Genomic DNA, 20983 nt, shown 5'->3' with positions numbered 1-20983 from the left:
GGATCCCGACCGGACGCACGAGAGGAGTGGGCCGGAACCCGGCACGCTGATCATGAGGAACCGACACGTCACGGCAGCCGTCACCGCCGCCCTGCTGGTGCTCGCGGCCGGCTGCGGCGCCGAGCAGGATCCGGAGCCGGCCTCGTCCGGTCCGAGCCGGCCGGCGACGTCGACACCGCCACCGGCCCCGCCGACCGCCCCGACGACCGGTGCGACGCCCACGCCCGCCTCGACCACGGCGTCGCCTTCGCCGTCGAGTCCGTCGCCGTCGGGCACGCCCGACGGCGGGGCGCGGGAGGCCCTACGTCGTGGCGACACCGGCGACGCGGTCCGGGCACTGCAGGAGCGGCTGGACCGGCTCGGATACTGGGTCGGCGAGTCCGACGGCACGTACGGCCTGCTCACCGAGCAGGCGGTCTACGCGCTGCAGAAGGCCGCCGGCCTGCGCCCGGACGGGATCGTCGGCGCGAAGACCCGGGCCGCGCTCGACGGCGGGAAGCGCCCGGACGCCCGCAGCACCGACGGCCATCTCGCCGAGGTGGACCTGGACCGGCAGCTGCTGATGATCGTCGACGACGGCGAGGTGAGCCGGATCTTCAACACCTCGACCGGCACGTTCGAGCACTACACGTACCAGGGCGAGACCTACCTGGCCGACACCCCGCGCGGCCGGTGGACCATCGACTGGCAGGTCGACGGCTGGCGCGACGGCCCGCTCGGCCGGCTGTACCGGCCGAAGTACTTCCAGGAGCAGGGGATCGCCATCCACGGTTACACCAGCGTCCCGCCGTATCCGGCGTCGCACGGCTGCGTGCGGGTGACGCTGCCGGCGATGGACTGGCTGTGGGCCCAGGACGTGCTCCCGAAGAAGACCCAGGTCTGGGTGTACTGAACGCTCGGGCGGGCAACTGTCGGACATTTTTCGTCCACAAGGAACGGCCCCTCTTGCTGTGGCGGCATGGACGCCCTCGTGGAGCGGCATCGTCGATGACGACCGGGCCCGGGACGTCGCCGACCACCTGCTCGGTCCGGAGATGTTCACCGGCTGGGGGATCCGCCACGCCGCTGCTCCTGCTCCGCGTCATGCTCGGCCTGCGACCCCACGACGACCACCTCGACTGACGGGTCGGCCCTCACTCCTCCGGTTGGCGGCGTTGCTCCTCGGCCCGCTCGCGGCTGAGGAAGAACGCGCCGAGCGCGCCGGCCAGGGTGCCGAACACCGCCACCGAGTACGCGGCCAGCACCAGTTCCAGGATCTGCGCGAACGTGTCGTTCACGCGCAGCGGCTCACCGGTGATGGTGGCGTAGGCCGCGTCGTGCAGGGCACGGGGAAGATTGCGGTAGGAGCCGGTGACCACGAGCAGTTGCCCGGCCGCGAGGATCACGGCCATGGTCACCACGGCGAGCCAGGCCAGCCGGTCGGTGAGCAGCCGGCCGGCGGACCGGGACCCGCGGATCGCGGCGGCGACCACGCCGCCGCCCCGGGCCGCCCGCAGCGAGCTCGCCGCCCGCAGGAACCGCAGGAAGGGCACGGCCAGGAAGATCAGCTGCCACCAGTTGTGCTTCCAGAACTCGCCGGCGCGGTGGCGGGCGGTCCAGGCGCGGAGCGTGAACTCGGCGACGAAAACGGCCCACAGGATCCAACTGGTGACGGTGAGCACCGTGCTGAGCGGCTCGTCGTGGACGAACGCCTGGGCCAGGACGAGCAACAGGAAGAGCAGCCCCAGGACGCCCATCGGCTTGTCCAGCCGGTGGGCGAGGCCGTTGAGGCGGGCGTCGTCCTCACGTCGTCGCCGGCCGGGATCGTCGCTCACCCTGCCGTAGCCTACCCGCGCCCGGACCCGGGAACGGCCGCTCGCGACACGCGCGACGTCCGGCGAACAGGCACGCGGACGCTCCCGGCACGAGTGGACACGAGGTAGGTGCCACGAGCGAGGTGCGATGGGACTACCGGAGAGCGGTTCCGCAGTGCGAGCGCCTCACAGATACTCCTTCCGCCATGCGCTGACCGCCTCCTCGACGGCGTGCTCCTCGCGACGCAGCGATGCCTTGATCCGTCTGCGCTCGCCGGTCATCCGTTGGAACACCGCGAGCACACCACAGGCCACGACGAGCGTCGTCAAGGCGGCCAGCGGCGCGACGTGCGCGCCGGGCACCGTCAGCGCGGCGATCAGCACGGCGGCGACGAGGGTGGAGCGGCTCGTCCGACGAAAGGCGCGCCGGGCGATCGCCGCCTGACTCACCAGGTAGATCACGACTCCACCGTGCAGGACCGCGCTGACCGGACCGGACAGCGGGGAGTGCCGCATGGCGACGGCTTCCAGCAGCAGCTTGAGGCCCAGGGCGGTGGTCACCACGCCGAGGATCGTGAGCAGGTGGAGGTAGGTGTAGACGTCGCGGGCCAGCGGCACCCGGACGCGATCCCGCACGCCGTGCAGGATCTGCTCCACACCGGCGGCCAGGCTGTCGAAGTGCAGCCACCACAGCGCGGCGACCAGCGCGATGCCCAGCACGGACGCGGTGATGACCCGGGTGGTCAGCGCCAACCGGTCGAACCGGCCCGGTCCGATGCCCAGCGAGATCACCACCTCGCCGAGGGCGACGAGCACGATCAGGCCGTGCCGCTCGGCCCAGTGCCCGGCCGACGGCAGCGACCAGTGCGCGTAGGGCAGGAAGAGCCCCACCGAGTACTCGACGAGCAGGGCTGCGGTCCACAGGACCAGGCGGGTCTCCAGGACCGCGTCGGCGGCCACCCACCGGGGCGCGGCGACCGACAGCCCGATCAGGACGGCGGCCAGCACCGGCGGGACGGTGACGGCGGCGAGTTGCACGCGGGTGTGCCCGGCGCGGGTGAGCACGAACAGGAACCCGGCCGAGGTCAGGGCTCGCACGATCAGGTAGGAGGTGGCGAACACCAGCGGGCCGGGCAGGTCGTCGGGCTGGTCGACGAAGGCCTGGGGGATCGCGATCGCGAGCACGAACACCGCGGCCATGATCCCGAAGCCGAGGACCGGCAGGACGCCGTGGTCGGCGCGGACCACGTTGCCGAGCGCGACGAAGCCGGTCCAGCACCACCACAGCAGCGCCACCACCACCATGCCGGCCGCCACCTGGGAGGCCGCCAGATCGCGGGCGACGAGTCCGGTGACGTTGAGGAACGCGAAGACGAAGATCAGGTCGTAGAACAGCTCCAGGCGGGTGACCCGACTGCCCGGCGCCACCGGGATCAGCCACCGGGACCGGCGGAGGCGCGGCGGGCTGCTCATCCGGCCAGTCTCGGGCATCCGGCGCGGCGGAGTCCCACCTTTGCCGTCGCACCCACCGACTGGAAGCTGCGGCATCGCGGTGTGCGGCGCGTCTCCGCGGGTACGCGGCGGGGCACGCGGCGGCGCAGTGGGAGGTGCGATGAGCGAGGGGACCGTCGGAGGGGACGGACGGCGGAGCCCGACCGAGCGACTCGCCGAGGACGTGGCCGACGTCGTCCGCGAGGAGGTGCGAGCCGTACGCGCGCAGGTGGGCGAGGCGGCCCGACCGGCGGGTGTGGGCGTCGTCCTGCTGGCTGCCGCCGGTGGCTGTCTGGTGCTCGGCGCCGGCGCGGCGTCGACCACGGTGCTGCGCGTGCTGGAGACGATGCTCCCGCGCCGGCTTGCCGCCGCCGGTCTCACCGCCGGCTACCTCGTCGCCGCCGTGGTGCTGGGGCGGGCGGGGCTGGCGCAGCTCCGGGCGGCCGGAGGTCCCTCGGCGCGGCTCGCGGACGACGTGCGCGACATGGTCACCGAGACCGCCGGTCGGGTGCTGCCCGCCGGCGTCGACGCCGCCCGCGACGAACTGGACAGGTGACACCGGAGCAGGAGGCAGCGACATGCCGGACAAGCACGAACAGGCCGAGGAGATGCGCGACGACGTCCCGTCGACCATCGCGCGCTCGGACGACAAGGCGGTTCGCACGTACAAGAAGACGCTGGAGTCGGCCGAGGAGAGCTACGGCGACGGCGAGCGGGCGCACCGTGCCGCCTACGCGTCGTTGAAGCACACCCACGAGAAGGTCGGCGACCACTGGGAACCCAAGGAACACAAGGGTCCCTCCGACCCGCAGGCGGCCCAGGGCACCCCGGCCTCGCGCGACCGCGACCGGCCCACCGCCCAAGGGGTGGACGCCAACGCCGGCAAGGGGCACCTGGACGACGTGGCCCGCAGGGTCGGCATCGACGACCCGGAGAACATGAACAAGGGTGAGCTGGTCGAGGCGATCGAGAAGGCCAACGCCCGGGCCACCGCCCGCGCCCGGCGCACGTGAGGCGGCGAGACGGCCGAGTGGGCGATGCCGCGACGGGTAGCGGGCGGGCATGAATCCGCTGCTGCTCGCGTACGCCCTCGTCGGGGGTCTCGGTGTCCTGCTCGCCTTCTGGTCGAGCGCCATCCGCCGGACCGTGCTGTCCGAGCCGCTGCTGGCGCTCGCCCTGGGGGCACTGGCGGGCCCGGTGCTCGGTCTGGTCGACGTCGGTGACCGGCTCGGCGCCGAGCTGAACCGTGAGGTGAGCCGGGCCCTGCTGGCGGTGTCGCTGATGGCGGTCGCGCTGCGCTTCCCGCTCGCCGGCTACCGAGCCGTGCTGCGCCCGGTGCTCGTGCTGCTCTCCGCCGGCATGCTCGGAATGGCGCTGCTCAGCACCGGCCTGTCCTGGTTCGTGCTCGGCATGCCGCTGGGCCTGGCCGCGCTGCTCGGCAGCTGCCTGACCCCCACCGACCCGGTCCTGGCCTCCAGCATCGTCTCCGGCGGCCCGGCCGAACGGCAACTGCCCGCCCGGCTCCGGCAGGTGATCAGCGGCGAGTCCGGCGGCAACGACGGGCTCGCGTTTCCTCTCGTCGTGCTCGCCCTGGCCGGCATCGGCGCGCAGCCGTGGGCCGACCAGGTGACCGCGGCGGTGTGGGGCGTGCTCGGCGCGGTGATCGTCGGCGTGCTGCTCGGTTGGCTGGCCGGACACGCCGTCCGCGCGGCGAGCCGCCGGGAGACCCTCGACCAGGGCTCGCTGCTCGTCTTCGCGGTGCTGCTCGGCATCGCCGCGCTCGGGGTCGCGCGGGTGCTCGACACCGACGGCATCCTCGCCGCGTTCGTCACCGGGCTGGCCTACAACTGGGTCGTCGGCGACCAGCCCCGCATCGCCGAGCAGAAGCTGGACGACTCGCTCACCCGATACCTGGTGCTGCCACTGTTCTTCCTGCTCGGCGTCGAACTGCCGTGGCGCGGCTGGCTCGACGCCGGCTGGCGGCTGCCGCTGTTCGCCGTCGCGGTCCTGCTGCTGCGGCGGCTGCCGGTGGTGCTGGCGCTCCGGAAGCCGCTCGGGCTGCCCTGGCGGGAGCTGGTCTTCCTCGGCTGGTTCGGCCCGATCGGCGTGTCCGCGCTGTTCTACCTGGCTTTCAGTGCCGACGAGGGCGCGCGGGATCCGCTGCTCTGGACCGCCGGCAGCCTCGTCGTCACGCTCAGCGTCGTGGTGCACGGCGCCACCGCGATGCCGGGCCGCCGCTGGTATGCCGCCGGACACCACGAGATCTCGAAGCGGTAACGGTCGACCCGCCGGCGTTTGCCGGCGACCTCCCCGGAAAGCGATCGAGGTAGCTCGCGCTTCGCAGCCGCGGTGTCGACGAACGGCACCAGGACGACCACGTCCACCCTGACGGCTCAGCGCGCACCTCCGGGGCTCGTCCCTGCCCGCACGCGTGTCACGACGCTGCAGTGGCCGGCCCCCCGTGACCGCTGATCCGCCGCCTTCCGTGGAGGACTCCCATGACCATGTCCGTGCTGCGCCCCGACGCCGGCGTCGACGAACTGTTCGCCCTGCTGCACGACGCCGTCGGCCCGACCGCCCGGCGCGCCCGCGAGCGCCTGGTCGAGGTGCACCGCCCGCTCGCCGTGGCGCTGGCCCGGCGGTTCGCCCACCGGGGCGAGCCGCTCGACGACCTCGTTCAGGTTGCCTGCTACGGCCTGCTCAAGGCGGTCGACGCGTACGACCCGCGGCGCGGGGTGCCGTTCGCGGGCTATGCCACCCCGACCATCCTGGGCGAGTTGAAGCGCCACTTCCGGGACCACGGCTGGGGGGTCCGGGTCCCCCGCGGCCTGCAGGAGCGGTACCTGCTGGTGCACGCGGCCGAGGCCGAACTGACCCGCCGGTCGCAGCGCGTGCCGCGGGCCGAGGAGGTCGCCGGACACCTGGGCGTACCGGTCGACGTGGTGGTGGAGGCGTTGGCCGCCGGGCGGGCGTATCGCAACGTGTCGCTGCACCGGCCGGCCGGTGGGGACGACGAGGCGGGGGAGCGGGAGGACCTGCTGGCCGAGCGGGACTCCCGGGTGGAGGGCCTCTGCGACCGGCTCGACCTGCTGGCGGCGCTGCGTCACCTGCCGGAGCGGGAGCGGGGCGTGGTGATCCGCTACTTCCACGGCAACCAGACCCAGGAGCAGATCGGCGATCTGCTCGGCATCTCGCAGATGCACGTGTCGCGCCTGCTGCGCCGGGCGATCGGGCTGCTGCGGCGGGAGATGACCGCCGAGGAGCCCGCCGACGCCGGTCGGGTCCGCGTGGTGTTCCGCCGCGCCGGCACCACCACCGTGGCGTCCGTGACGGGGGTCCTCGACGACGACGGCGTGGACCTGCTGCGCGACCGGCTCACCCGGATGGCGCTGACCGAACGGCCCCGCGCGCTGGTGGTGGACCTGCGGCGGGCGTCGGTCGAGTCGCCCCGCCTGGCCCGGACGGTCCTGGACCTGCGCCGGGCCTGCGCCCACGTGCGGGCCCGGCTGACGCTGGTCAACCTGCCGCCGAACGGGATGAGCCTGCTGCGGCGGGCGGGCCTGACCCGACTGGTTCCCTGCCTCCCGGTCCGGGGCACCGGCACCCGCGAGTCCCGGGTCGGGCCGGGGGCCGCCGAGGCGGACCGGATGTCGCCGCCGTGCCGGCGGGCACCCGCGGAGATAGGGTCGAGTCGCGACGACGGACCCACGGCGGGGAGAACGTATGACGCGACGGCGGGCCGCGGCTGCCCCGGCACCGCCCCTGGTGGCGACCGTGCAGCGCCTGCAACGCGAACTGGACGCGCTGCGCCGGGAGCGGCGGGCGCACGCGGTGGTGGAACAGGCCACCGGCCTGCTGATCGCTCGGCAGGGCTGCTCGCCGGAGGAGGCGTTCACGCAGCTGAGGCGGATCTCGCAGCACAGCAACATCCGGCTGGTGGACGTGGCGGCCGGCCTGCTCGGCGCCGTCGCCCCGCCGCCCGTGGCCCCGCCGCCCCCGCCGGAGGCGTTCCGGCCGGAGCGCTACCTGCGCCCGCTTGCGCCCCCGCCGGAGCCGGCCGCCGGCAGGCCGGTGCCCCTGACCGCCGAGGCCGCCGGTCGCTACCATCTGGCCCGAGCCGCCATGGCGACCGCCCGCGACGCGAACGCGCTGGCCGAGATGCTGGCGGAGGCCGTACGCCACCTGGGTGCCGACTCGACGCTGCTCGGTCTGCTCGAACCGGACGGCGCGGTCCGGCTGGTCGGCTCGTACGGGCTGCCTCGATCCGTGGCGAGCCTGTGGCAACGCGCGCCCGGCACGGTCAACATGGCGTTGCTGCGCGCGGCCGTGGACGGCGACCCGCTGTGGTTGACCCGGGACGAGGCCCGCCGTCGGGGCTATGACTTCATCGGCGGCGGAGCCGTGCGGGTCTGCCTCCCGCTGCGCCGGGCCGGCCACACGATCGGGGTGGCCGCGATCAGCTGGGACACCCATCGGGATCTCGACGACGGGGAACGGGCGTATCTGAGCGCTCTGGCCGAGACCGCCGGTCGGCGCTTGTCGGCGCTGTCCGGGGCAACCGGGGACGCGCCGGCCGCCCACTGGTTGGAGGCGGTGCTCGACGCGCTGCCCGGGTCGGTGGCGTTCTGGTGCCCGGTCCGCGACGACGACGGCAGGGTCGTCGACTTCCGCCTCGACCGGTGCAGCCCGGACGCGACCGACGGCGCGGAGCGCGGCCGGGACGCGCTCACCGGTCTTCGGCTGCTCGAACTGCACCCGTCGGCGGCCGACGACGGCATCGTCGCCGGCTGCGCCCGCGCCCTGCACGACGGGCGTCCGTTCCACTGGGGCCCGGGCCCGGCGTGGCGGGCCGGCGGCGCCAGGCCGACCCGGGTGCTGCTCAGCCTCCGCGCCGTCCCGTTCGGCGACGGGTTGCTCGCCAGCTGGCACTACCACGACGAGCAGCGGCGGGCCGCGGACCGGTCCGCCCGGCTGGAGCGGGCCGGTGACGTCGGCTGGGTCGAGTGGGACCTGGGCGGAGACGCCGTCGCCTGGTCGTCGGGTGCCTACCGGGTGCTCGGCCGGGACCCGGCCGACGGCCCGTTGCCGCTGGGCGCCCTGCACCGCTGGGCGACGCCGTCGGACGCGCCCCGGGTGCGGGCGGCGCTGCGCGCCCTGGTGGAGCGGGCCGAGCCGACCGAAGTGGAGTTCTCCGTCCGTCGACGCGGTGCGGCATGGCCGGTGCGACTCGTCGCCGAGCCCGTCGTGGACCCCGACGGCCGGGTGGCCGAGGTGCACGGCGCGGTGGCCCGCCGCTGACGTCGCCGCGCCTGGTCGGTTCCGCCAGTGGCTCGTCCTGGCCCGCGGGTCCGCTCGGGTCGACCGCCCCTCGGCGGCGGATGGCGCCCGCTCTCCGCGATACACCTCAGCGTCTGCACGAGGCGGCGCGTCGAGGTTTCCGGCCCGGTCCGGCCGGACATCGCAGGCGCACAGGGAAGGGGGAGCGGATGGACCTCTGGACGGCTCCGGGGCCGCCCGCGGTGGTGGGCCCGGTCCGCCGGCCGGTACGCGGCTCGGCGCTGGCGCGCCTGCTGCGCACCACCGACGCCAAGCAGATCGGCGTCCTCTACCTGACCACGGCGTTCGGCTTCTTCCTGGTGGGCGGGCTGCTGGCACTGCTCATGCGGGCCGAGCTGGCCCGTCCGGGCATGCAGCTCCTCTCGCCCGAGCAGTACAACCAGCTGTTCACCATGCACGGCACGATCATGCTCCTGCTGTTCGCCACCCCGATCGTGTTCGCCTTCGCGAACTACCTGGTGCCGTTGCAGATCGGCGCGCCCGACGTGGCGTTCCCGCGGCTGAACGCGTTCGCCTACTGGCTGTACCTGTTCGGCGGGCTGCTCGTGCTGGGCGGGTTCGCCACACCGGGCGGCGCGGCCGACTTCGGGTGGACGGCCTACCAGCCGCTCGCCGGGCCCGCGCACTCGCCGGGAACGGGCGCCAACCTGTGGCTGATCGGCCTGGTGATCTCCGGGCTCGGGACGATCCTCGGCGCGGTCAACCTGATCACCACGGTGCTGACGTTGCGCGCTCCGGGCATGACCATGTTCCGGATGCCGATCCTCACCTGGAACATCCTGGTCACCGCGGTCCTGGTGATCCTGGTGTTCCCGCTGCTGGCCGCCGCGCTGCTCGCGGCGCTCGCCGACCGGCAGCTCGGCGCGCACGTCTACGACGCCGACACCGGCGGGCAGATGCTGTGGCAGCACCTGTTCTGGTTCTTCGGGCACCCCGAGGTCTACATCGTGGCGTTGCCGTTCTTCGGCATCATCACCGAGATCATCCCGGTGTTCTCCCGCAAGCCGGTCTTCGGCTACCGGGGGCTGATCGGCGCGACGCTGGGCATCGCGGCGTTGTCGATGAGCGTGTGGGCGCACCACATGTTCGCCACCGGCCAGGTGCTGCTGCCGTTCTTCAGCTTCCTGAGCTACCTGATCGCCGTGCCCACCGGGATCAAGTTCTTCAACTGGATCGGCACCATGTGGCGCGGGCAGATCACGTTCGAGACGCCGATGCTGTTCGCGCTCGGCTTCCTGGTCACGTTCCTGCTCGGCGGGCTCACCGGGGTGCTGCTGGCCAGCCCGCCGCTGGACTTCCATGTGCACGACTCGTACTTCGTGGTGGCGCACTTCCACTACGTGCTCTTCGGCACCATCGTGTTCGCCGTCTTCGGCGGCGTCTACTTCTGGTTCCCGAAGATGTTCGGCCGGATGCTCGACGAGCGACTCGGCAGGATCCACTTCTGGCTGACCATGATCGGCTTCCACACCACCTTCCTGGTGCAGCACTGGCTCGGCGCCGAGGGCATGCCGCGCCGGTACGCCGACTACCTGGCCCTGGACGGCTTCACCGCGCTGAACACGGTGTCCACCGTCGGGTCGTTCGTGCTCGGCATCTCGATGCTGCCGTTCCTGTGGAACGTCTGGCACTCCTACCGGTTCGGTCCTGTGGTGCGCGAGCCGGACCCGTGGGGCCACGGTCTCGCACTGGAGTGGGTGACGTCCTCGCCGCCGCCGCTGCGCAACTTTGACCGGATGCCGCGGATCCGATCCGAGCGGCCCGCGTACGACCTGCGGCAGGAACGGGCCGCGGCGGCGCTGCCCAACCCCCGCGCCGCGGCGGACTGACCGATACCGGGCGGGAACGCCGGCGGGCTGGCAGGGTGGAAGCACCGATTCGGAAGGAACAGGACGGATGGGAAGGTACGCGCCGGTGCTGGCCATGCTCGGTCTGGCCGCCGCCGGAGTGGGCACGTTGTACCTGGCCCACCTGCGGACGGCGGTGGGCGCGCCGTCCACCGTCGCCGCGTTCCGGTCCGGGCTACCGCCCCACGAGCACGCCGTCTCCCGGTTCCACGTCCGCTGGTACGCGATCAGCCTGCTCTTCCTCGCCTTCGACGTGGAGATGCTGTTCATGTACCCGTGGGCGGTGGTGGTCGCCGACATCGGCACACCTGCCGTGGCGGAGATGTTCGTCTTCCTCGGCCTGCTGATGGTCGGTGTCGTCTACGCCTGGCGGGAGGGCGCGCTGCGGTGGGCCTGATCGACGACGTGCTGGCCCGCTGGGCGGCCCGCCGGCCGCACCTGCTGGTCGCGGCCGTGCCCGGCGCCACCGGCGCCCGCCTGGCCGTGGAGGCGCACGCCGACCGGGCCGGGTGGCCGCTCGCGGCCTCCCCCGCCGAAGCCGACCTGCTGGTGGTCACCGGCGACCCGGGTCCGGCGCTGGCGGCGGCGATCGAGCGGGTGTGGGAGCAGCTTCCGGGCCCTCGGGCCCGGGCGCGGATCACCGACCCGGCCGGGGCGGCGCCCGCGCTGCGCACAGCGGTCGCCCGGTTGACCGGGGCGGGCGGCAAGCCGCCGGACCCGGGGCCGGGGTGTGCGCGGGAGGGCGGCTCCTCGGCCGACCAGGAGGGAAGGCGCGGCCAGGAGGAAGGGCACGGCCAGGAGGGAAGACACGGGCCGGGCGCGGGGCATCGGGAGCACACGCGCCACGGGCAGGAGGCGAGCGGCGCGCGGCAGGCGGGTCACGGGCGGCACGGTGGCGGGTCGGAGCGGCCCGGCCACGGTGACCACGACGGGATGTCCATGCCGGGCGGGCTGATGATGGCCGAGCGGGCCGAGGACCGCGACGGGTTGAAGCTGGACGTGCTGCACCTGGCGCTCGGTCCGGTGCTGGCGGACTGGCCGGCCGGCCTGGTCGTCGAGGTGGCCGTGCAGGGCGACCTGGTGCAGTCGGCCGACGCCCGCGTGCTGCCCCCGGCCGACCCGTCGGCCGTGCGACCGTACCCGGACGTGGACCATCCCGGGCTGTGCCGGCGCCGGCAGGCCGTGGCGCACCTCGACTCGCTGGGCCGGCTCTGGGCGGTCGCGGGCTGGCCGGCCGGCGCGGCCGACGCGCGGCGGCTGCGTGACGCGCTCGTCGACCACGTGCCGCTCGCCGCCGCGTACGCCGGCTTCGCCGCGCTGGACCGGCGGGCCCGGCGCTCCCGCGGGTTGCGCCTGGCCACCGACGGCCTGGGAGTGCTGTCGCCGGTCGCGGCGGCCCGCGCCGGAGTGGCGGCCCCGGCGGCGGTCTGCGGCGACGCGACCGCCCGGTGGCGGCACCGGCTGGCCGAGACGGACCGGCTGCTGGCCGGCGGCGAACCCGGTCCCGCGCCGGACGCGGCGGCGGTGCTGGAGCTGGCGGCCCGGCTCATGGTCGGGCTCGACCTGGCCGCGGCCCGGGTGGTGCTGGCCTCGTTCGACCCCGACCCTGACGGGGTGCTGGCCGCGGGGACCCGATCGTGACCGCCGGTCCGTGGTGGGGCGTCGTGCCGGCCGCCGGGATGGTGCTCGGCCTCGCGCTGGCCGCCGCGGTGCTGGCGGGCCTGCTCGACCCGGCCGGCGGCCCGACGCTCGCGCACCGCGCCGGGCGGCCGCTGTGGGAGACCGCCCGGCTGCTGCGGCAGCGACGGCGACGCGTGGTGGCGGCGGATCTGCTGCTGTGGCGGCTCGGGCTGGCCGGTCCGCTGGTGGTGGCGCTGCTCATGGTCGTGGTGGTGCCGTTGGGCGACCGAGTGGTGGCCGACCTGCCGGTCGGGGTGGTCTGGTTCAACGCGATGGACGTGCTGCTCTGGGCGGCGGTGTGGCTCGCCGGGTGGGGGAGCAACAGCGTCCACGGCCTGGTCGGGGGTTACCGGTTCCTGGCCCAGGCGCTCGGCTACGAGCTGCCGCTGATGTTCGCGCTGACCGCCCCGGCGGTGGCGGCCGGCAGCCTGCGGATCGCCGACGTGGTGGCGGCGCAGCGGGCGCTGTGGTTCGTGGTGTGGATGCCGGTGGCGTTCCTGGTTCTCCTCGGCGCGGTGCTCGCGTTCAGCATGTCCGGGCCGTTCGCCTATCCGGACGGGCGGGACGTGGCCGGCGGCGTGCTGGCCGAGCCGTCCGGCGTGGACCGGTTGGTCCTGCTCGCCGGCCGGTACGCGTTGCTGGCGGCGGGCGCGGCGACGGCGGTGGCGCTGTTCCTCGGCGGCGGGTCGGGGCCGCTGCTGCCGACGTGGCTGTGGAGCCTGCTGAAGACGCTGGCCGTGCTGGTGGCACTGGTGGCGGTGCGCGGCCGGGTGCCGGTGCTGCGGGCGGACCGGCTGATGCGCGTGGCCTGGCTGGTGGCGTTGCCCGCCACGCTGCTGCAGGTGCTCGTCGTGGCGGTGATCGTGGTAGGAAGGGGTTGAGGTGGCGGTCGTCGCCTTCGTCGTGCTGGCGGTGGTCGCCGTGGCGTCCGGCGTCGCCGTGTTCACGGTGGACTCGATGGCCCGGGCGACGTTCGCGCTCGCGCTGTCGTTCGTCGCGGTCGGTGGTGAGCTGCTCCTGCTCGACCTGGGCTACCTGGGCGTGGTGACCGTCCTGATGATGGTCATGGAGATGGCGATCATGGCGGTCTTCATGGTCATGTTCATGATGAACCCGGCCGGCCTGATGCCCATGTCGATGCTGCACAACCGCCGGGGCGCGCTGGCGGTCTCGGTCGGGGTCTTCGTCGTGCTGGCCGCCGGCTCCGTGCTCGTGCCGTGGCCCACCCGCCGCGGCGAGCCGCCCGCCGACCCGACCCGGGCCCTGGGCGAGGCGGTCATGGGCTCGAAGATGCTGGTCATGATGGCGGTCTCGGCGGTGCTGTTCGCCACCATGGTCGCCGCGCTGGTGCTCGCCACCGCCCGCGGCCGGTACGACCGTCCGGACTCTCCGGAGCGGCCGTGACACTGCCGATGTTCCTGCTGCTCGCCTCCGCGCTGTTCAGCGTCGGCCTGTACGGCGCGCTGAGCCAGCAGGCCGCCGTGATGGTGATGATGGGCCTCGAACTCATGATCAACGGGGTGATCGTGGCCGCCGCCGCCCTCTGGTGGTTCCTCGCCCCGCAGCAGCCCGACGGGCAGGTCCTGGTGCTGGTGGTGATCGCCGCGATGACCGTGGAGATGGCGATGGGCTTCGCCGTGGTGACCCTGCTGTTCCGGTCGAGCGACGCCGACATGACCGACATGGCGGGGGAGCTGCGGGGATGAGCGCGGCGCTGTGGGCCCTGGTCGTGCTCCCGGCCCTCGCCGGCGGGGCGCTGCTGCTGGTCGGGCGGCGGGCGGAGCGGGTCGCTCCGGCGCTGGCGCTCACCGTCGCCGCGCTGGTGGCCGGGCTGGCCGTCGCGGTGGCGCCGGCCCGGCCGTCCGTCGACGCGCCGTTCCTGGCCGGCGCCCGCTGGGGCCTGGCCGTCGACGGGCTCGCCGCGCTCGTCGTCCCGGCGGTGGCCGCCGTGGCGCTGCTGGTGCTGGCGTACGCCGCCGCCGAGATCCGCTCCGACCGGTCCCGGTTCCACGGGCTGATGCTGGTGTTCCTCGCCGCGGTGCTGCTCACCGCCACCGCGACGACACTGCCCGTGCTGCTGCTGGGCTGGGAGATCATGGGCGCGATGTCGTACGCGCTGATCGCGTTCCACTGGCGACGCGACGACGCGGTCGCGGCGGGCGGCACCGCGTTCCTCACCACCCGCGTCGGTGACCTCGGGCTCTACCTGGCCGCCGGGGCCGGACTGGCCGGCGGCACCCTCGACCTGACCGGGCTCGCCGCGCTGCCGACCGGCTGGCGGGACCTGGCCGTCGCCGGCGTGCTGGCCGCCGGCTTCGGCAAGGCGGCCCAACTGCCGTTCTCGTTCTGGCTGTCCCGGGCCATGCTCGGCCCGAGCCCGGTCAGCGCGCTGCTGCACTCGGCCGCCATGGTGGCGATGGGCGGCTACCTGCTCGTCCGCCTGCACCCGCTGCTCGTGGCGACCGGCTGGGCGGTGGACGTGGCCGCCTGGGGCGGCGCGCTGACCGCCCTGGCGCTCGGTGCGGTCGCGCTGGCCCAGAGCGACCTGAAACAACTGCTGGCCGCCTCCACCAGCGCCCAACTGGGGTACGTGGTGCTGGGCGCCGCCGTCGCCCCGGCCGGCGCCGTCGCGCACCTGATCGGGCACGCGGCCACCAAGGCGCTGCTGTTCCTCGCCGCCGGGGCGTGGCTGACCGCGCTCGGCACCCGGCGGCTGTCCGCGCTGCGCGGCGCGGGCCGCCGGCACCCGCTGGTGGGGGCCGGGTTCGCGGTGGGCGCCCTGGCGCTGGCCGGTGTGCCGCCGCTGGCGTTGTGGGCCACCAAGGACGAGGTGCTCGCCGGCGCCCGCGAGCGGTCCCCGGTGCTCTACCTGGTCGGCCTGGCCGGCGCGCTGCTCGCGGCCCTCTACGCCGGCCGGGCGCTCGCCCTGGTGCTGCGCCCGGTCCCGCCCGGCGCCGAGGCCGGGTACGACACCGAACGCGCCGGCACCCGCGAGGTGGCCGCCGGTCAGCGGGTGCCGCTGGTGCCGCTGGCGGTGGGCGCGGCCGTGCTCGGCGCGCTGGTGCTCCCGCCGCTGTCGGGGGCGGTGGCCGGTGCCGTCGGAGCCGGTGCGGCGCCCCCGGTCCGGGGCGCCGACCTGGCCCTGTCCGGCCTGCTCGCGGTCGCCGGCGTGACGCTGGCGGTCGCCGCGCCGACCCGGCTGCCGGCCCCGGCCTGGGCCCGGGCCTGGCTGGGGCTCGACCCGGCGGCCCGGCTGCTGGTGGTCCGGCCGACGCTCGCGCTGGCCCGCGGGCTGGCCCGGTTCGACGACCGGGTGCTCGACCGGGCCGTGCACGCCGTGCCGGGCGCGGCCCTCGGTGCGGCGCGGGGGCTGGCCCGGTTCGACGACGCCGTCCTCGGTCGGGGGGTCGCCGCGGTGCCGGTCCTGACCCGGCGGGCGGCGGAGGCCCTGGCCCGGGCGGACGACCACGGGGTGGACGCCCTGGTGCGTCGGCTCGCCCGGGCGGCCCGCCGGCTCGGTGCGCTGGCCCGCCGGCCGCAGACCGGCCTGATCCACCAGTACTACGTCCAGGTGGTCCTCGTGCTGGGCGCCGCCGTGCTGATCCTGCTCCTGGCGAGGTGACCGGTGCTGTCCCTGATCGTCTTCGCGCCGCTGGCGGCGGCCGTGCTCCTGCTGCTCTGGCCCGGCCTGCCGGCGCGGGCGGTGTCGTGGGTGTGGATCGCGGTCACCGGCGTCGAGGTCGCGGCGGTGCTCGGCCTGTGGTGGGCGTACCCGGGGGAGGGTTTCGCGTTCGAGGTGGACCGGCCGTGGATCCCGGGCGCCGGGGCCGGCTACCACGTCGGGGTGGACGGGCTGTCGCTGCCGCTGCTCGCGCTCACCACCGTCGTCTTCGCCGCCTGCGCGGTGTACTCGCTGCGCCGCCAGCACCGGCCACGCCAGTTCGCCGCGCTCTTCCTCGCCCTGCAGACCACCTGCCTCGGGCTGTTCGTCGCGCTCGACCTGATCCTGTTCTTCGTCTTCTTCGACCTGTCCATCGTGGGCATGTACGCGGTGATCGCCGGCTGGGGGCACGGCCCGCAGGCCCGCCGCTCGGCGTTGACGTTCTTCCTCTACACGTTCCTCGGCTCGCTGGCGCTGCTGCTGGGCTTCATCGGCCTCTTCGTCGCCGCCCGCCCGCACACCTTCGACATGGTGGCGCTGACCCGGGACCCGCCGACTGAGGGCGTGGCCGGCGCGCTGGTGCTGCTCGCGGTCCTGCTCGGGCTGGCGATCAAGACGCCGACGTTCCCGTTCCACACCTGGTTGCCGCCGGCGCACACCGACGCCCCGGCCGCCGGGTCGGCCGTGCTGGCCGGGATCCTGCTCAAGATGGGCACCTACGGGTTCGTCCGGATCGCCATGCCGATGCTGCCGGACGCCTGGCGGCGCTACGCCGGGGTGGTCGTCGTGGTCGGCGTGGTGAGCGTGCTCTACGGCGCGCTGGTTGCGCTCGCCCAGACCAACTTCAAGCGGATGATCGCGTACACCTCGGTCAACCACATGGGGTACGTGGTGCTGGCCGTCGGCGCGGCCGGCCTGGTCGCCGGCTCGGACGCGCAGGCCCGCGCGGTCGCGGTGGCCGGCGCGGTCACCCAGATGGTCAGCCACGGGCTCATCACGTCGGCGCTGTTCCTGCTCGCCGGCGTCCTCTACGACCGGGGCGGCACCTACCGGATGGACGCCTACGGCGGGCTGGCCGGCGACACCCCCCGGTTCGCCGCGCTGACCGCGGTGGCGGCGTTCGCCAGCCTCGGCCTGCCCGGCTTCTCCGGGTTCGTCGCCGAGTTCCAGATCTTCGCCGGCGGCCTGGGCTCCGCGCCGGTGGCGGTGGCGATCGCGCTGCCCGGCATCCTCGTCACCGCCGGGCTGTTCCTGTGGGCGCTGCACCGGGTCTTCCTCGGCCCGGCCCGGCACCGCCTGTCGGCGACCGCCGACGTGACCACCGCCGAGACCGCGGCGGTGCTGCCGCTGCTGGCGCTCGCGCTGCTGATCGGCGTGTTTCCCCGACTGCTGCTGGACGTGGTGGAACCCGCCGCGCGCGTGATCACCGACCTGGTGGCCCGGTGAACGAGCGTCCGCTCGCGCTGCTGCCGGAACTGCTCCTGCTGGCCGGTGCGGTCACCACGCTGCTGACCGGGGCGTTCCTGCCCCGCGACCGGCAGTGGGTGGCCCGGCTGGTCGCCGCCGGCGCGCTGCTCGCGGCCGTGGTCGCCACGCTGCCCGCGTTCGGCGAGCGGACCACCGTCTACGCGCACAGCTACGCCCTCGACCCGGCCACCACCACCGCGCGGCTGCTCATTCCGCTGGCCGGGCTGCTGGTGGTGGCGATCGCCGCCGGCCGGGTCGCCGGCAACCGGCGGGAGACCGAGTTCTACGTGCTGACGCTGCTCGCCGTGCTCGGCGCGGTGCTGCTCGCCGGCGCGTCGGACCTGCTGCTGCTCGCCGTGGCGTACCTGCTGTCGTCGGTGCCGCTGGCCGGGCTGGCCGGCTGGGGCCGGGACCGGCGGGGCGCCGAGGCGGCGCTGAAGGTCTACCTGATGGGCGCGCTGGCCGGGGTCGGCCTGCTGGCCGGCGCGGCGCTGCTGACCGCGCTCGGCGGCGGGACGAGCGACTACGGCCGGCTCGGCGCCGGACTGGCGGGGGCCCCGCCCGCCGCCGTCGCGGTCGGGGTGGTCGGGGTGCTCGCCGGTCTGCTGTTCAAGATCGGCGCGGTGCCGGGGCACTTCTGGGTGCCCGACGCGGTGCAGGGCGCGTCGGTCCCGGCCGGCGCGTTGCTGACCACCGTGCCGAAGCTCGGCGGCCTGCTGGCGGCGTACCGACTGTTCGCCGTGGCGGTGCCCGCCGACGTGGTGGACTGGCCGCTGCTGGTGGCGGTGCTCGCGGCGGTCACCATGACGCTGGGCAACTTCGCCGCGTTCGGCCAGGCGGACCCGCGCCGGCTGCTCGCGTACTCCACCGTGGCGCAGGTGGGCTACCTGCTGATGGCCGTCGCGGTCGCCGGCCGCGCCGAGCGCGCGCTGCCCGCCCTGCTGGTCTACCTCGTCGGGTACGCGGTGACGAACCTGGGCGCGTTCGCGGTGCTGGCCGCCGAGCCGCACGACACCCTCGACGGCTACCGGGGGCTGGCCCGACGTCGACCGTGGTTGGCCGCCGCGTTGACGATCTGCCTGCTGGGACTCGTCGGCACGCCCCCAACAGCGGTCTTCGCGGGCAAGCTGACCGTGTTCACCGCCGCCTGGGACGGCGGGCTGGCCTGGTTGGTCGTGGTCGCCGCGGTCAACACCGTGGCCAGTCTCTTCTACTACCTGCGCTGGCTGGTGCCCACGTACACCCCGGCGGGTCGGTGCCCGGCCACCGACGGCCGGAGCGGCACGGTGGCGGCTGCGTCGGCGGCCGGGGTGGCGTTGGTCGGCGCGGTGTTGACCGTGCCGCTCTACCAGCTGGTGCCCCAGGTGCTCGCCCACTGATCGGGTGCCGGCCCGGTTAACTCGGGCCTGGGCGGGTAGCGGCAGCGCACGGGATCCGCGGGGGACCCGGCGGGTCGGACCGGGATGGGGTGGCGGTGACGGGCTTCGCGCTCTACGTCGCTGCGCTGGGCGCGGTGGCGGTCCTGGCCGTGCTGTCCAACCGGCTCGCCGACCGGTTGCGGCTGCCCGCGCCGGCGCTGTTCCTGTTCGCCGCCGCGATCGTCTCCGACCTGTTTCCGAAGCTGAACGAGCTGTCCCTGTACGCGGTCCGGCACCTGGTCGAGATCGCGCTCGTGCTGGTGCTGTTCAGCGGTGGGATGAGCATGGGCTGGCGGCGGCTACGACCGTCGCTCGGGCCGGTCGCGCTGGTGGGTGTGCTCGGTACCCTGCTGACCGCCGGCGCGCTGGCGCTGGTGCTGCGCTGGGTGTTCGGGTTCGACTGGCTCGCCGCGCTGCTGGTCGGCACCGCCCTGTCCCCGACCGATCCGGCCGCAGTGTTCTCCGTGCTGGGGCGACGCACCGTCGTGGGGCGCAGCGGCACGATCCTGGAGGGCGAGTCGGGCGCCAACGACCCGGTGGGGATCGCGCTGATGGCGAGCCTGCTCGCCGCCGGGACCGCCGGCGGCTGGTCGGCGGTCGCCTCCGGGGCGGGGGAGTTCGCGCTGCAACTGGTGGTCGGTTCGGTGGTCGGGTTGGCCGGCGGGTGGCTCATCCTGCAGCTGATGCGCCGGGTGTCCCTGCCGGACGAGAGCCTCTACCCGCTCCAGGTGGTGTTCGCCGCCGTGTCGATCTACGGCGCGGCGACGCTGGCCCGCGGTTCCGGGTTCCTCGCGGTGTTCCTCGCCGGCATCGTCGTCGGCGACGCCCGAGCGCCGTTCAAGCGGGAGATCCAGCGGTTCCACGGCGCGCTGGCCAGCCTCGGCGAGATCCTGGCGTTCGGCCTGCTCGGCCTGATCGTGTCGCTGCGCAGCATGGTGACCGAGCGCGCCTGGCTCACCGGCCTGGCGCTGGCCGTGCTGCTCACGTTCGTGATCCGGCCGATCGTGGTCGGTGGGCTGCTCAGCACGGTCCGACTGCGCTGGGGTGAGCGGATCTTCGTGGTCTGGTCCGGCCTCAAGGGCGCGGTGCCGATCCTGCTGGGCACGTTCATCCTCACCGCCGACCTGGAACAGGACCTGCGGCTGTTCGACATCGTCTTCGCCGTGGTCGCGTTCTCGATCGTGGTGCAGGGCGGGCTGGTCCCCCTCGTGGCCCGGTGGTGCCGGGTGCCGATGCGGACCACGCCGCTGCAACCGTGGGTGGTCGGCATCCGGGTGCAGGGCGAGCCGGTCGGGCTGCGCCACTACACGATCGCCTCCGGCGCCCCGGCCGACGGCCGGCCCCTGTTCGAGCTGAGCCGGGACGAGGGCGTGTGGGTGAGCCTGGTCAGCCGCGACGGCGAGCAGCTCCGGCTCGGTCGGGCGACGGTGCTGCGCGCCGGCGACGAGGTGCTGGTGGCCGGCGGTGAGCAGCCCGCGGCGGAGCGGGTCTTCACCGGTCGGGACGAGTGAACGTTTGGTGGGCGTCCCACCGGGTAGCCGGCGGCTCTCGGCAAGGGGGTGGGCCATGGACCGCGGCAAGCTCGGTGACGTGGTGGTGGGGGCCGCGGGCGACGTGGCCGGCAGCGTGGTGGACCCGAAGGCGGGCCTGGGCCGGTTGCGCTCCGCGCTCACCGCGCGCGGGTTGGTGACGCTGACCGTCGGTGCGTTCCTCGGCTTTCTCGCGGCACGGTCGATGCGGCGGTCCTGAGCCCGGCGGTCGGGGATGGACGCCGTCACCGCTCTCGTCGGCCACCCGGGCTGGTTGGTCTGGGTAGGGGTGAAGGCGTTCCTGCTCTACCTGACCGCCGTGTTCGCGATGCGCCTCGGCGGTCGGCGGACGCTGGCCGAGCTGTCCGCGTACGACTTCGTGGCGGCCGTCGCGGTGGGCGCGGTCGTCGGGCGGCTGCCCAGCGCGCCGGACGCCAGCTACCTGTCCGGCGCGGTGACACTGGTGGCCATCCTGGCCGCCCACGCGCTGATCACCTGGGTGCGTCTGCGGCCCACCGGCCGGCGGCTGATCGAGAAGGGGCCGGTGGTGGTGGTCGCCCAGGGACGGGTGCTCACCGGCAACCTGCACCGTGCCGGCCTGACCCGGGCCGACCTGGACGGACTGCTGCGCGAGCACGGGGTGGGCGAGGTCGACGCCGTGCACCTCGCCGTGCTGGAGGGGCGGGGACGGCTGTCCGTGCTGCCCGGGGACACCGGGCGCGGGTGACGGCGGCCCGGAACCGGCCATCCTGGTGGGTTT

19 protein-coding genes and 1 pseudogene are annotated in these 20983 nt (G+C 74.6%); 18 read left to right on the top strand and 2 right to left on the bottom strand.

The features are described from left to right. Positions 1-52: 52 nt before the first annotated feature. A complete protein-coding gene (locus CO540_RS07310) occupies positions 53-892 on the top strand; it encodes a L,D-transpeptidase family protein (RefSeq protein ID WP_099161450.1) in 840 nt (279 codons plus the stop codon). Between the two features lie 241 nt (positions 893-1133). On the opposite strand, the gene CO540_RS07305 is transcribed toward CO540_RS07310, so the two are convergent. Both CO540_RS07305 and CO540_RS07300 read right to left on the bottom strand, forming a co-directional pair. Then, positions 1134-1814: a hypothetical protein gene (locus tag CO540_RS07305; RefSeq protein WP_216642353.1), complete on the bottom strand. Its 681-nt coding sequence runs from the start codon at positions 1812-1814 to the stop codon at positions 1134-1136. A 165-nt stretch (positions 1815-1979) separates the two neighbouring features. Beyond that, positions 1980-3266, bottom strand: coding sequence for a low temperature requirement protein A (locus CO540_RS07300; protein ID WP_157779075.1), 1287 nt, complete (start codon positions 3264-3266; stop codon positions 1980-1982). A 139-nt stretch (positions 3267-3405) separates the two neighbouring features. On the opposite strand from CO540_RS07300, the gene CO540_RS07295 reads away from it, so the two are divergent. The 17 genes and pseudogenes from CO540_RS07295 (at position 3406) to CO540_RS07210 (ending at position 20950) form a co-directional block, all read left to right on the top strand. Further along, positions 3406-3840 (top strand): phage holin family protein, encoded by a 435-nt coding sequence (locus tag CO540_RS07295; RefSeq protein WP_099161448.1) that lies wholly within the window; start codon positions 3406-3408, stop codon positions 3838-3840. A 22-nt stretch (positions 3841-3862) separates the two neighbouring features. Continuing rightward, a complete protein-coding gene (locus tag CO540_RS07290; RefSeq protein WP_253866531.1) occupies positions 3863-4297 on the top strand; it encodes a ChaB family protein in 435 nt (144 codons plus the stop codon). A 49-nt stretch (positions 4298-4346) separates the two neighbouring features. Beyond that, positions 4347-5561 carry a cation:proton antiporter gene (locus CO540_RS07285; protein ID WP_099161447.1) on the top strand — a complete coding sequence of 405 codons (1215 nt, stop codon included), beginning with the start codon at positions 4347-4349 and terminating at the stop codon, positions 5559-5561. 221 nt (positions 5562-5782) lie between these two features. After that, positions 5783-6475, top strand: a pseudogene (locus CO540_RS31290) (sigma-70 family RNA polymerase sigma factor); the annotation flags it as partial. A 532-nt stretch (positions 6476-7007) separates the two neighbouring features. Further along, a complete protein-coding gene (locus CO540_RS07270) occupies positions 7008-8582 on the top strand; it encodes an ANTAR domain-containing protein (RefSeq protein ID WP_099161445.1) in 1575 nt (524 codons plus the stop codon). Positions 8583-8770: 188 nt separating this feature from the next. Next, positions 8771-10450: a cytochrome c oxidase subunit I gene (gene ctaD, locus CO540_RS07265; RefSeq protein ID WP_099161444.1), complete on the top strand. Its 1680-nt coding sequence runs from the start codon at positions 8771-8773 to the stop codon at positions 10448-10450. A gap of 67 nt (positions 10451-10517) precedes the next feature. Continuing rightward, entirely contained in the window at positions 10518-10865 is a 348-nt protein-coding gene (locus CO540_RS07260; protein ID WP_099161443.1) for an NADH-quinone oxidoreductase subunit A, read from the top strand. Continuing rightward, the gene (locus tag CO540_RS07255) at positions 10856-12109 is read left to right on the top strand and encodes a hypothetical protein (protein ID WP_216642352.1); all 1254 of its coding nucleotides are present in this window, start codon (positions 10856-10858) and stop codon (positions 12107-12109) included. The genes CO540_RS07260 and CO540_RS07255 overlap by 10 nt, the downstream gene beginning before the upstream one ends. A 38-nt stretch (positions 12110-12147) precedes the next feature. Then, positions 12148-13029 (top strand): NADH-quinone oxidoreductase subunit H, encoded by an 882-nt coding sequence (locus CO540_RS07250; RefSeq protein WP_099164641.1) that lies wholly within the window; start codon positions 12148-12150, stop codon positions 13027-13029. A 1-nt stretch (position 13030) separates the two neighbouring features. Next, complete coding sequence (locus tag CO540_RS07245) at positions 13031-13552, top strand: NADH-quinone oxidoreductase subunit J (protein ID WP_099161442.1); 522 nt, start codon at positions 13031-13033, stop codon at positions 13550-13552. Between the two features lie 8 nt (positions 13553-13560). Then, positions 13561-13854: an NADH-quinone oxidoreductase subunit NuoK gene (gene nuoK, locus CO540_RS07240; RefSeq protein WP_369700202.1), complete on the top strand. Its 294-nt coding sequence runs from the start codon at positions 13561-13563 to the stop codon at positions 13852-13854. Continuing rightward, positions 13851-15770 carry a proton-conducting transporter membrane subunit gene (locus tag CO540_RS07235; protein ID WP_099161441.1) on the top strand — a complete coding sequence of 640 codons (1920 nt, stop codon included), beginning with the start codon at positions 13851-13853 and terminating at the stop codon, positions 15768-15770. The genes nuoK and CO540_RS07235 overlap by 4 nt, the downstream gene beginning before the upstream one ends. A gap of 3 nt (positions 15771-15773) precedes the next feature. Next, complete coding sequence (locus tag CO540_RS07230; RefSeq protein ID WP_099161440.1) at positions 15774-17255, top strand: NuoM family protein; 1482 nt, start codon at positions 15774-15776, stop codon at positions 17253-17255. Further along, positions 17252-18655: an NADH-quinone oxidoreductase subunit N gene (locus CO540_RS07225; RefSeq protein WP_099161439.1), complete on the top strand. Its 1404-nt coding sequence runs from the start codon at positions 17252-17254 to the stop codon at positions 18653-18655. The genes CO540_RS07230 and CO540_RS07225 overlap by 4 nt, the downstream gene beginning before the upstream one ends. A gap of 95 nt (positions 18656-18750) precedes the next feature. Next, positions 18751-20205, top strand: coding sequence for a potassium/proton antiporter (locus CO540_RS07220; RefSeq protein ID WP_216642351.1), 1455 nt, complete (start codon positions 18751-18753; stop codon positions 20203-20205). 55 nt (positions 20206-20260) lie between these two features. Continuing rightward, complete coding sequence (locus tag CO540_RS07215; RefSeq protein ID WP_099161437.1) at positions 20261-20443, top strand: hypothetical protein; 183 nt, start codon at positions 20261-20263, stop codon at positions 20441-20443. Positions 20444-20458: 15 nt separating this feature from the next. Beyond that, entirely contained in the window at positions 20459-20950 is a 492-nt protein-coding gene (locus CO540_RS07210; protein ID WP_099161436.1) for a DUF421 domain-containing protein, read from the top strand. The last annotated feature ends 33 nt before the right edge of the window (positions 20951-20983 follow it).

The organism is Micromonospora sp. WMMA2032, assembly GCF_002688545.1.
GTDB lineage: Bacteria > Actinomycetota > Actinomycetes > Mycobacteriales > Micromonosporaceae > Micromonospora > Micromonospora sediminicola.
The sequence above is the reverse complement of the archived record's forward strand: the minus strand, read 5'-3'. Positions and strand labels throughout refer to the sequence as shown.

Coding starts and splice junctions, on each gene's coding strand:
- CO540_RS07310 (WP_099161450.1), top strand. CDS start 53: ATGAGGAACCGACACGTCACGGCAGCCGTCACCGCCGCCCTGCTGGTG.
- CO540_RS07300 (WP_157779075.1), bottom strand. CDS start 3,266: ATGAGCAGCCCGCCGCGCCTCCGCCGGTCCCGGTGGCTGATCCCGGTG.
- CO540_RS07295 (WP_099161448.1), top strand. CDS start 3,406: ATGAGCGAGGGGACCGTCGGAGGGGACGGACGGCGGAGCCCGACCGAG.
- CO540_RS07290 (WP_253866531.1), top strand. CDS start 3,863: ATGCCGGACAAGCACGAACAGGCCGAGGAGATGCGCGACGACGTCCCG.
- CO540_RS07285 (WP_099161447.1), top strand. CDS start 4,347: ATGAATCCGCTGCTGCTCGCGTACGCCCTCGTCGGGGGTCTCGGTGTC.
- CO540_RS07270 (WP_099161445.1), top strand. CDS start 7,008: ATGACGCGACGGCGGGCCGCGGCTGCCCCGGCACCGCCCCTGGTGGCG.
- ctaD (WP_099161444.1), top strand. CDS start 8,771: ATGGACCTCTGGACGGCTCCGGGGCCGCCCGCGGTGGTGGGCCCGGTC.
- CO540_RS07260 (WP_099161443.1), top strand. CDS start 10,518: ATGGGAAGGTACGCGCCGGTGCTGGCCATGCTCGGTCTGGCCGCCGCC.
- CO540_RS07250 (WP_099164641.1), top strand. CDS start 12,148: ATGGTGCTCGGCCTCGCGCTGGCCGCCGCGGTGCTGGCGGGCCTGCTC.
- nuoK (WP_369700202.1), top strand. CDS start 13,561: ATGTTCCTGCTGCTCGCCTCCGCGCTGTTCAGCGTCGGCCTGTACGGC.
- CO540_RS07235 (WP_099161441.1), top strand. CDS start 13,851: ATGAGCGCGGCGCTGTGGGCCCTGGTCGTGCTCCCGGCCCTCGCCGGC.
- CO540_RS07215 (WP_099161437.1), top strand. CDS start 20,261: ATGGACCGCGGCAAGCTCGGTGACGTGGTGGTGGGGGCCGCGGGCGAC.
- CO540_RS07210 (WP_099161436.1), top strand. CDS start 20,459: ATGGACGCCGTCACCGCTCTCGTCGGCCACCCGGGCTGGTTGGTCTGG.